Source organism: Marinobacterium sp. MBR-111 (genome assembly GCF_040547585.1).
GTDB classification, from domain to species: domain Bacteria; phylum Pseudomonadota; class Gammaproteobacteria; order Pseudomonadales; family Balneatricaceae; genus Marinobacterium; species Marinobacterium iners.
Window position 1 is genome coordinate 79,651 of record NZ_JBEPQA010000018.1, and the last position, 10,036, is coordinate 89,686.

Consider the following 10,036-nt stretch of genomic DNA (forward strand, 5'->3'; position numbering starts at 1 on the left):
GTTTCCGCTCCTGTTACTGCGCTTGCATGGAAACAGCCATCCGCTCGGCGGTGGCCATGGCTGCTGAAGTCATGATGTCGAGGTTGCCGGCATAGGCAGGCAGATAATGAGCCGCGCCCTCAACCTCAAGGAAAACTGAGGTTTTCAGTCCCGAATAACGCCCCACACCCGGAATATTGAGCGGTTGGTCCTCAGGAATAAGATCAAACTGGACCTTCTGCTTGAGCCGGTAGCCCGGCACATAGGCCTGAACGGCCGCGGCCATCTCTTCGATGGATGCTTCCACCTGTGCCTGATCCGCTGCTTCAGACAGGACGTATACCGTATCGCGCATAATCAGCGGTGGCTCAGCCGGATTCAAAACAATAATGGCCTTGCCCTTGGCCGCACTACCCACCGCACTGATCGCTTCCGATGTGGTTTCGGTAAATTCATCGATGTTGGCACGCGTACCGGGCCCGGCCGACTTGCTGGAGATCGAGGCAATGATTTCGGCGTAGTGCACCTTGGCTACACGGGATACCGCGGCCACCATAGGAATGGTCGCCTGGCCACCACAGGTCACCATGTTGACGTTCTTGGCATCCAGATTCTGCTCCAGATTCACCACCGGGACACAATACGGGCCAATTGCCGCCGGAGTCAGGTCGATCAAACGGATATCTGACTTGTACTGCCTTAGAAAAGCATCATTTTTCACATGCGCACCGGCAGACGTGGCATCAAACACAAAGTCGATATCGGCAAACACCGGCATCTGAACCAGCCCCTCAACGCCCTCGTGTGTGGTGGCCACCCCCATGCGAGCGGCACGGGCCAAGCCATCAGAGGCAGGGTCGATGCCAACCATGGCGCCCATTTCCAGGTACCGGCTGTTGCGCATGATCTTGATCATCAGGTCGGTACCGATATTGCCGGAACCGATGATGGCGACTTTCAATTTCTTCATTCTGACTCCCAAGACACCCGAGAACTGGCTCAGGCCTGTGCAAAGGTGACGGCCACCTGGCCAATGCCACTGATTTCGGTTTCAAACTGATCGCCAGGAGCACAGGCCACCATCGGCCCAAGTGCACCTGTCAATACCAGATCGCCGGCACGCAGCGGCGTACCCATTTGACTCATGGTACGTGCCAGCCAAAGCGCGGCGTTAAGCGGATTGCCCAGGCATTCGGCCCCACTGCCTTCTGATGCCACTTCACCGTTGCGGGTCATCCGCATGCGAGCCCCGCGCAGATCGACATCATCAATGCGACGGGCCGGAGTCCCCAGCACAAAACAGCCACTGGATGCATTGTCGGCTACCGTATCCACGAAGCGGATATCCCAGTCGGCAACGCGGCTGCCGACTATTTCCAGCGCCGGCAATACCCAACCAATTGCCTGGATCAACTCGGCGTGAGTACAGTCCTGCTGTGGCAGGTCACGCTCCATGATGAAAGCGATTTCGGCTTCGATCTTCGGCTGCATCACGCGGTCGCAAGGAATCAAGTCGTTGTCGCCGTAGCTCATATCGGCAAACAGGGTGCCGAAATCCGGTTGATCCACCCCCAGCTGAACCTGTACTCGCGGGTTGGTGAGACCGATCTTGCGCCCTACGATGCGCCGCCCCTGCGACACGGCATGCTCGGTATTGATCTGCTGAATACGATAAGCCGATGCGGCATCCTGAGACTGCAGCTGCTCACGAATCGGAGAGGTCACACTGCCCTCTTGCTCTGCTGCTCGCAGACGCAAGGCCAGTGTCTGTAACTGTTGTTCATCTGTCATTGAAACTGTAACCCTGAATGACACCACAGGTGGGCGATGAGTTGATATCCGGGGGCAAACTTTCGGAAAGACCAGACGGGATACCAGCGATAGTGGCTGTGAGATATGAAAAACAGCAAAACTGAGCAGGCAGCAGCATATTTATATCCGGGGCCATACCTGAAACGGCAACTTGATTGATATACTGTTCACAGTTTTTTGATATATACAGATCAACAATAATATCTTTTGCCGACGTATATAAATGCTGAACACAGTTGAGCAAGCTGGTTATTAACACCGTGGACTCCGTTATTGCATATTTTTATTATGCAACGGAGTATAGAAACTGCTGTTCCAACGCAGCAACATAAATCGCACCCAAGGTGCACTATGTGCACAACGTATCAACAGGAGATATGAGCATGACCGAGCAACAGAACGAGCCTGCCCGCGGGGAATACAAACGGGTTCAGGGCCTGATTCGCGGCCTGCAGTTGCTCAATTGTCTCAACCGCTGTGATGGCGGTGCTCGTATCACCGAGCTGGCACAACAGACCGGGTTGCATCGCACCACAGTGAGGCGGCTGCTTGAAACTCTGCAGCATGAAGGGTACGTGCGCCGCAGCGAATCGGATGACAGTTATCTGCTGACACTCAAGGTGCGTGAGCTGAGCGAGGGTTTCAGGGACGAACAGTGGGTGTCCCAATGTGCTGCTCCCCTCTTGGGCGAGCTGATGCAGCAGGTTGTCTGGCCAACGGATATCTCAACACTGGATGTGGATGCGATGGTAATTCGTGAAACCACCCACCGCTTCAGCCGACTGTCTTTCCACCGCTCTATGGTAGGTCGCCGACTGCCCATGTTGCTGACTGCAGCAGGTCGTGCCTACATTGCCAACTGCCCTGAGCAGGAACGTCAACATATTCTGCAGCTGCTGGCCAATCGCAACGACAGCCAGAGTGGCCTGGCGCAGGATCAGAATTACATCGACAAACTGGTGCGCAAGACACGCCAGGATGGCTACGGCTCAAACTACCGGGACTGGGGTGAAGAGGGTCGCATTGCCGCGATTGCACTACCAATCCGCCATGATGATCGTGTATTGGGCTGCCTGAACCTGGTCTATATAGCTGACGCCATGACCATTGAAGAAGCAGCCCGTCGATACCTTGAAGCGATGCAGTCCGTGATCGGTCGAATAGAAGCCCGCTTGAACCCCGTCATTGATTAATCTTGTCCACACCTATGTTCACTATGTGCACATAGGGTGTGTTTTCGCTTGATGTTGCCTCCCTCCCTGTACAAAATCCATTTCAACACAGCGGGTAAATCGGCTCGGCCGTTTGTATTCAAATATTAACATGCCACTTTAGTCTTATTACCCTGCCTGTTATTCACATAGCTTTAAATGCAGACCGACTTTGTTTCGGTTTCATTTCTTTCAATACCGGACAGACTATTAAATATCTGCATCCGATAACAAAAACAGGAAGAGATTATGAGTATCATGCTTAAATGCCTGTCGCATACTCCACTGCGCGGTCGCAACGACCCCGGTGCTGATGTTGTGGCTGAAGTGGATGCAGTCCTGACTAAAGCCCGGGCAGAAGTGGAAGCCTTCGATCCCGAGCTGATACTGATTTTCGCCCCTGATCACTACAACGGTCTGTTCTACGACCTGATGCCTCCTTTCGTAGTGGCTACTGCAGCCGAATCGGTCGGTGACTACTCCACCCTGCCAGGCACGTTGTCGGTGGATGCCGAACTGGCTCTGGAGCTGACCAAACACCTTATGGACAATGATCTGGATGTTTCTCTGTCCCATCGCCTGCAGGTGGATCACGGCTGCACCCAGACCCTGGAAGAGATGACCGGCAGCCTGACCCGCTACCCGGTAATTCCGATCATCATCAACTCGGTGGCACCACCCTTTGTGCCCTATCGTCGCATTCGCAAACTGGGTGAAGCCGTTGGCCAATTCCTTGCCGGGCTGAACAAGCGCGTCCTGATTCTGGGCACTGGCGGCCTGTCGCATGAACCGCCTGTTCCTCTTCTTGCCGAGTCCCCTGCCGAGGTTCAGGAGTTCTTGATCTGTGGCCGCAACCCGACACCAGAAGCCCGCGCTGCCCGTGAGGCACGCACCATTGCTGCCGGCAAGATCTACGGCTCCGAGCTGTGTCAGCAGACTCCGCTGAATGCGGCCTGGGATGAAGCGTTCATCGAACTCCTGCTCAGCGGTGAGCTGGATCAGGTGGATGAGTTCGATATCCAGCAGATCTCGGCAGAGGCAGGGCGCTCAACACACGAAGTTCGCACTTGGGTAGCCGCCTTTGCAGCACTTGCCGCTGTAGGCCCTTACCAGGCACGCAAGGACTACTACCGACCGATCAATGAATGGATTGCGGGCTACGGCGTGGTCAGCGCCACTCCCGCCTGAGCTGACCACAGCTGAACAATAAAATATATTTTCAGGAGAGACCGATATGAACGCTATCGTCACCCAGATTCCGACCGAAGAAGAGATCGTACAACGCGCCCGCGACATGATCCCCATGCTGCGCGAACGTGCCGATGCCTGTGAGCAGGCCCGCATGGTCCCGAAAGAAACCATTCAGGCATTCCAGGAAGCCGGATTCTTCAAAATTCTGCAGCCCAAGCGCTGGGGCGGCTATGAAATGAACCCCAACACGCTTAACCGCGTTCTGATCGAACTGGCGCGCGGCTGCCCGTCCAGCGCCTGGAACGTGATGGTGCTGGGTGTCCACCCCTTTGAGGTAGGTTTGTTGCCTGAGCAGGTGGGCGACGAACTGTGGAGCGATGACAATACGCGCCTGGTTTCCTCTTCCTACGCACCGTTTGGTACTGTGGATGCGGTTGAAGGCGGTTATCGCCTGAACGGCGAGTGGCTGACTTCCAGCGGCTGCGACCATGCCGAAGGTGGTGCTTTTGTAGGTGGTCGGGTACAGGAGAACGGCGAGATGGTATTCCGCTCCTTCTGGATCCAGCGCGAGCAGATCGAAGAGATCGTTGATGACTGGCACGTAGTCGGACTGGCCGGCACTGGCAGCAAAAAGCTGGTGATCAAGGACGTTTTCGTACCGGCTTACCGCAGCCACGTGATCGGCGCCTACGACCAGGAATCCCACGGCCATGTGGAAAACCTGTATAAGGTCCCCTTCTTCTTCGTGTTCTACGCAGCCGTATCGTCCGTCATCATCGGCATGGCCCGTGGCATGGTCGATCTGTATGTGGAACATATGGTGCCGCGCCAGAACCTCAATCAGGCAGTGGGAGCTGCGGTCAACGATCCGTTCATCAAGGGCAAACTGGGCGAAGCCTTCGCCAAGATCACGGCGGCCGAAGCCCGCGTGCTTTCCAACACCGATGAGGCCTGGAGCTACGCTTCCCGTGGCGAACTGGTGCCGACCGATGTGCGTGTACGCCACTTCGCTACCAACCAGTTTACCGGTGGTGACTGCTTCGATGCGGCACATATGATCTTCAAAAAGACATCCACCCGCGGTGTCTGGCTCAACAATCCGATGCAGCGTCAGATGCGCGACATTCTGGTGGGTGCCAACCATATCACCCAGAACCAGGACAACATCGGTGACCTGCTCGGCGGTCAGCTGCTGGGCAACCCGCTACCCCAGCCCAACCCGTTTGGCGTCAAGGCCTGATGCTGTTGCCCCCGGCAGAAAGCCGGGGGCTTCTGATCCATAACAAGAGATAGCGCCATGAATCAGCACATCAACCAGTTGCTCGACTGGACACCCAACACCGAGCTGAATGAGAAACCGATGGTCAGCGCCGAAGAACACTGCCGGGGCATGCGACACTTCGCCATGGGCGTAAGTACCATTACCAGCGGTGACGACAAGGCACGCGCCGGTTTGACTGCTACGGCGGTCTGCTCAGTAACCGCCGACCCTCCTCGCCTGGTTGTCTTCGTCAACAAGGGCGTTTATGCCAGCGAACTGATCCTGAAAACCGGTGCCCTCTGCGTCAACGTCTTGGCTGGTGAGCAGGAAGACGTTGCCAAGGCCTTCGCCGGCATGATCAAGGACGTACAGGGTGAAGCCCGCTTTGAATATGGCCAATGGGATACACTGGCTACTGGCGCACCAACACTGCAGAGTGCACTGGCCAATTTTGATTGCCGCGTGGTCAAGGTATTTGACGAAAGCACCCATCATGCCTTCCTGTGTGAGGTGCTTGGGATGCGCGAGCGCGAAGATGGCGAAGCGCTGATCTACCTCAACGGCGGCTTCCGGCAGATTCCGCAGTAACACGGACCTCGTTTTACACTCACCCTGGCCCATGCCGGGGTGTACTGCTTTAAGAGACTGGAGAATTAAATGAGCATCAACATCACTGAAGCCGACAGCAGCCACTTCATCGACATTACTCTGGATGGCCAGCCGCTCAAGCTGCACTACAACGACTGCGGCGAAGGCAGCGAAACGGTAGTCATGCTGCACGGCTCCGGCCCCGGTGCCAGCGGTTGGGCCAACTTCAACCGTAATATTGAACCGCTGGTCAACGCCGGTTACCGTGTCATTCTGCTCGACTGCCCCGGCTGGAGCAAAAGTGACTCCATCGTCTGCACCAGCTCACGTTCCGATTTGAACGCCCGTGCCCTTAAAGAAGTCGTCGATGCACTGGGGCTGGACAAAATCCATATCCTCGGTAACTCCATGGGGGGCCACAGCGCCGTGGCCTTTACCCTGGAAAATCCCGAGCGTGTGGGCAAGCTGGTCCTGATGGGCGGTGGCACCGGTGGTGCCAGCCTGTTCACACCAATGCCGGCAGAGGGGATCAAGCTGCTGCAGGGTCTATACCGTGACCCGACCATCGAGAACCTGAAGAAGATGATGTCGGTGTTTGTGTTTGACACCGGCGACCTGACCGAAGAGCTGTTCCAGGCCCGTCTGGACAACATGCTCAAGCGCCGCGACCATCTGGAAAACTTCGTCAAGAGTCTTGAAGCCAACCCGAAACAGTTCCCGGACTTCAGCCCGCGCCTGCCCGAAATCAAGCAGCAAACATTGGTCATCTGGGGCCGCAACGATCGCTTTGTACCGATGGACACCGGCCTGCGCCTGATTGCTGGCATTCCCAACTCCGAGCTGCATATTTTCAACCAGTGTGGTCACTGGGCTCAATGGGAACATGCCGACAAGTTCAACCGTATGGTGCTGGACTTCCTGCAGCACTAGCCACAGTACCGACAGGCAGCAACACCCGCCCCGCTCACACCTTTTCGGGTGGCGGTGGCGGGCAGTCTGAGAAAATACGTACCGTACAACTGTCACAGCGATCCCGGTCCAACATTGGGATCAGATCGGCCAGCGCCGTTTTGGGCGTTTCATAGAAATGATCGTCGCCCAACGACTTCAGTGCCCCTGTGCGCTCCAGCTCATCCATTACCGTGCCCTTCAGTGAGCAGATCATCAGTTTTCCACCCAACCGCTCCAGCCGGTTGATCTCCTGATGCAGCATCTCGACACCGGCCACATCAATGAAGTTGATTCCCTTACCCACCAGCAAGATATGGCGCACCCCACTGCCCGGCGCCGTCAACTGCCGAACCTGCTGCTGCACATGGTCCACCGCACCAAAAAACAGCGATCCATCCACCCGGATGATCTTAAGCTGTGGGCACTCTTCAAGATTGTAGCGCTGAATATTGCGCATATGCCGACGCTCACTTTGCTGCAATGGAGCTACACGCACGATACGTGGCTGAGACGTGCGCCGCAGGTAGATCGCCAGCGACAGCAGCACACCAATATAGATGGCGAATTCCAGCTCAACCAGCAAGGTAGAAAACAGGGTCACCAGCAGGATCGCCGCTTCGGAGCGGCTGCTGGAGAGGATATGACGGATACTGCCAAAATCGATCAGATTCCAGGAAATCAGCAGAATGGAACCCGCCATGACCGACAGAGGCAGACGCTCGGTAATCGCCGGGGCCATCACCACAACCAGTGCCAGCATTACTGAGGCAAAGACAGTTGCCAATGGCGTACGCGCTCCTGCATCGTAGTTGGCACCGGAGCGGGTGAAAGAGCCGGTGCTGGCAAAGCAACTGAAGAAACTGCCTACCAGATTCGACATCCCCTGCCCGATCAACTCCTGATTGCCGTGAATATGCTGCTGAGAACGCACCGCTATCGCACGAGCGATCGACACCGCTTCGATCAACCCAAGCAAAGCTACCGCCAGCGCCCCCGAAGCCAGTGATTTTAGGCTGGCAAAGGAAAACTCGGGCAGCGATGGTACCGGTAGCTGCCCCGGCAATGCCCCCACATACCCCACCTTGCTGCCATCACTGTCCAGCAGAAAGCAGGCCAGACTGCCAGCGGCCATGCCGAGCAACAAATAAGGTAAACGGCGATTGATGCTGCGAACCACTACCGCAACCAGTATGGTAATCACCCCGGCCTGCACCGCGACCAGGTTGATAGCCCCCCTGTGTGCCCAAAGTTGCTCAATGGTTTGCCAAAGCGATAGCCCTGAACCAAGCTCTACCCCCAACAGGTGCTTGAGCTGACTGGCGGCAATCAGAACCGCTGCCCCAGCAGTAAAACCAATCACCACCGTATGTGATATGAAATTGACCAGCGTACCAAGCCTGAATACACCCAGTGCCAACTGAATCACCCCCGTCAGCAGGGTCAGACTGATCATCAGTGCGATGTACTGCTCAGGCGTGTGGCTGCCCAACCCATTGATCACGCTCATCACAACAATTGCGAGTGCGGCCGTCGGACCCGAGACGAGATGCCAGGATGAACCGAACAACACGGCAACGGAGCAAGAGACAATAGCCGTATAGATGCCATACTCAGGCGGCAGCCCGGCAATGAAGGCATAGGCCACCGCCTGCGGCAGCACCAGCACCAGCCCGGTCAGGCCAGCCATGAAGTCGGCCTTTAAGCTGTCCGGTGTAATTTGGCCACGCCAGCGCAGAAACGGCAAAAACTTCAGGATCAAGGGGGACATAACACCATCCCGTCAGGAAAATTCGGATGCGTATAGTGGCAGCTTAGGGCGGAAGAGACAAAAATGGGGCAATAAGCCCCATTTTTTAATTAACTGCAATCGCGTAACTGTTCACTTAGTACCCAAAGGCACAACCAGTACTGGACGTTTTGAATGCCCAAGCGTTTTGGTTGCCGTAGAGCCCAGCAGCATCTGCCCGATGGAGCTGTGCTTGCGCGTACCCATCACGATCACATCCGCATTGATTTCATCGGCAACCTTCAGAATGGTTCTCCAGGGTGTACCTTCCTCAACACGGGCGTTAATGTTCTTGAGACTCAGGACTTCATGCTCTTCCAGCTCATCCGCACAGAAACGCTCAATACGCTCCTGAATCTTCTCACTGAACTGTTCCACACCCTTTTTCAGCAGCTCATCCATCTCTTCCTTTTCCATCATGTTGCTCAGCACGCTGCGGGTGGTGCCCGACAGCGACTCGATAACATGCAGATAGGTGATCTGGGAATCGGAGTAATGACCACACAGGCTTACCGCAGCGCGGAATGCCGGACGGGAGCCACTTTCAAGATCGGATACGTACAGAATCTTTTTTACATCTGGCAACATTGTTGAACTCCTTATCGGTACAAAGACCCGTTCGGACGCTGCACCGCCTTAGCGGTACAGCACCTCTGGCAGGATAAGCGCAATGGACGGGATGAAGATAATCAGCATCAGGCGCACGATATCCGCCATCCAGAAGGGTGTCACGCCCTTGAATATAGTCCCTGTTTTGATATCCCGCAGCACTGCACTGAGCACAAATACGTTCATGCCCACCGGAGGCGTGATAAGACTGATCTCGGTCACAACTACCACGACGATACCGAACCACACCAGGTCATAGCCAAGCGAAGCAACAACCGGATAGAACACCGGCACCGTCAGCAGCATCATCGACAGGCTCTCGAACACCATGCCCAGCACGATGTAGATCCCCATGATCGCGAAGATCACCACGATTGGCGCAACGTCCATGGAGGTCACGAAGTTCAGCAACATGTCCGGCAGACCCGCACGGTTGATGAAGTCGGAGAAGATCAATGCACCGATCACCACCGCGAACAGCATCGCCGAGGTGCGGGCTGTATCCGCCAGAGTGTCGAACAGGGTCGACAGTGTCAGACGGCCTCGGAACAGAGTGATCAGGAAGGCACCACCGGCGCCAATGCCGGCCGCTTCGGTCGGGGTGAATACACCCAGGTAGATGCCGCCCATCACCACGGTGAACAGGAT

Annotated in this window: 10 protein-coding genes; 5 read left to right on the forward strand and 5 right to left on the reverse strand. The window is 55.9% G+C overall.

What is annotated here, in order from left to right; translation table 11 throughout:
- Window positions 1–13: 13 nt before the first annotated feature.
- Window positions 14–949, reverse strand: coding sequence for an acetaldehyde dehydrogenase (acetylating) (locus tag ABIE61_RS13080; protein ID WP_354410167.1), 936 nt, complete (start codon window positions 947–949; stop codon window positions 14–16).
- A gap of 29 nt (window positions 950–978) precedes the next feature.
- Window positions 979–1,770: a 2-keto-4-pentenoate hydratase gene (gene mhpD, locus ABIE61_RS13085; protein WP_206839967.1), complete on the reverse strand. Its 792-nt coding sequence runs from the start codon at window positions 1,768–1,770 to the stop codon at window positions 979–981.
- Between the two features lie 404 nt (window positions 1,771–2,174).
- Between mhpD and ABIE61_RS13090 the strand changes: the two genes are divergently transcribed.
- From ABIE61_RS13090 to ABIE61_RS13110, 5 genes are all read left to right on the forward strand, one after another.
- Entirely contained in the window at window positions 2,175–2,984 is an 810-nt protein-coding gene (locus tag ABIE61_RS13090; RefSeq protein WP_206839965.1) for a DNA-binding transcriptional regulator, read from the forward strand.
- Window positions 2,985–3,251: 267 nt separating this feature from the next.
- A complete protein-coding gene (locus ABIE61_RS13095; RefSeq protein WP_354410170.1) occupies window positions 3,252–4,190 on the forward strand; it encodes a 3-carboxyethylcatechol 2,3-dioxygenase in 939 nt (312 codons plus the stop codon).
- Window positions 4,191–4,236: 46 nt separating this feature from the next.
- A complete protein-coding gene (locus tag ABIE61_RS13100) occupies window positions 4,237–5,433 on the forward strand; it encodes an acyl-CoA dehydrogenase family protein (protein WP_206839961.1) in 1,197 nt (398 codons plus the stop codon).
- A 57-nt stretch (window positions 5,434–5,490) separates the two neighbouring features.
- Window positions 5,491–6,042, forward strand: a complete 552-nt coding sequence (locus tag ABIE61_RS13105) for a flavin reductase family protein (protein ID WP_091828138.1) — start codon at window positions 5,491–5,493, stop codon at window positions 6,040–6,042.
- Between the two features lie 69 nt (window positions 6,043–6,111).
- Window positions 6,112–6,972 (forward strand): alpha/beta fold hydrolase, encoded by an 861-nt coding sequence (locus ABIE61_RS13110; protein WP_206839958.1) that lies wholly within the window; start codon window positions 6,112–6,114, stop codon window positions 6,970–6,972.
- A 34-nt stretch (window positions 6,973–7,006) separates the two neighbouring features.
- On the opposite strand, the gene ABIE61_RS13115 is transcribed toward ABIE61_RS13110, so the two are convergent.
- From ABIE61_RS13115 to ABIE61_RS13125, 3 genes are all read right to left on the reverse strand, one after another.
- A complete protein-coding gene (locus tag ABIE61_RS13115; protein WP_354410175.1) occupies window positions 7,007–8,761 on the reverse strand; it encodes a SulP family inorganic anion transporter in 1,755 nt (584 codons plus the stop codon).
- A 111-nt stretch (window positions 8,762–8,872) separates the two neighbouring features.
- Window positions 8,873–9,367 carry a universal stress protein gene (locus tag ABIE61_RS13120; RefSeq protein ID WP_206839954.1) on the reverse strand — a complete coding sequence of 165 codons (495 nt, stop codon included), beginning with the start codon at window positions 9,365–9,367 and terminating at the stop codon, window positions 8,873–8,875.
- 48 nt (window positions 9,368–9,415) lie between these two features.
- Window positions 9,416–10,036: TRAP transporter large permease subunit (locus ABIE61_RS13125; protein WP_354410178.1), on the reverse strand; the 621-nt coding region annotated here is incomplete at its 5' end.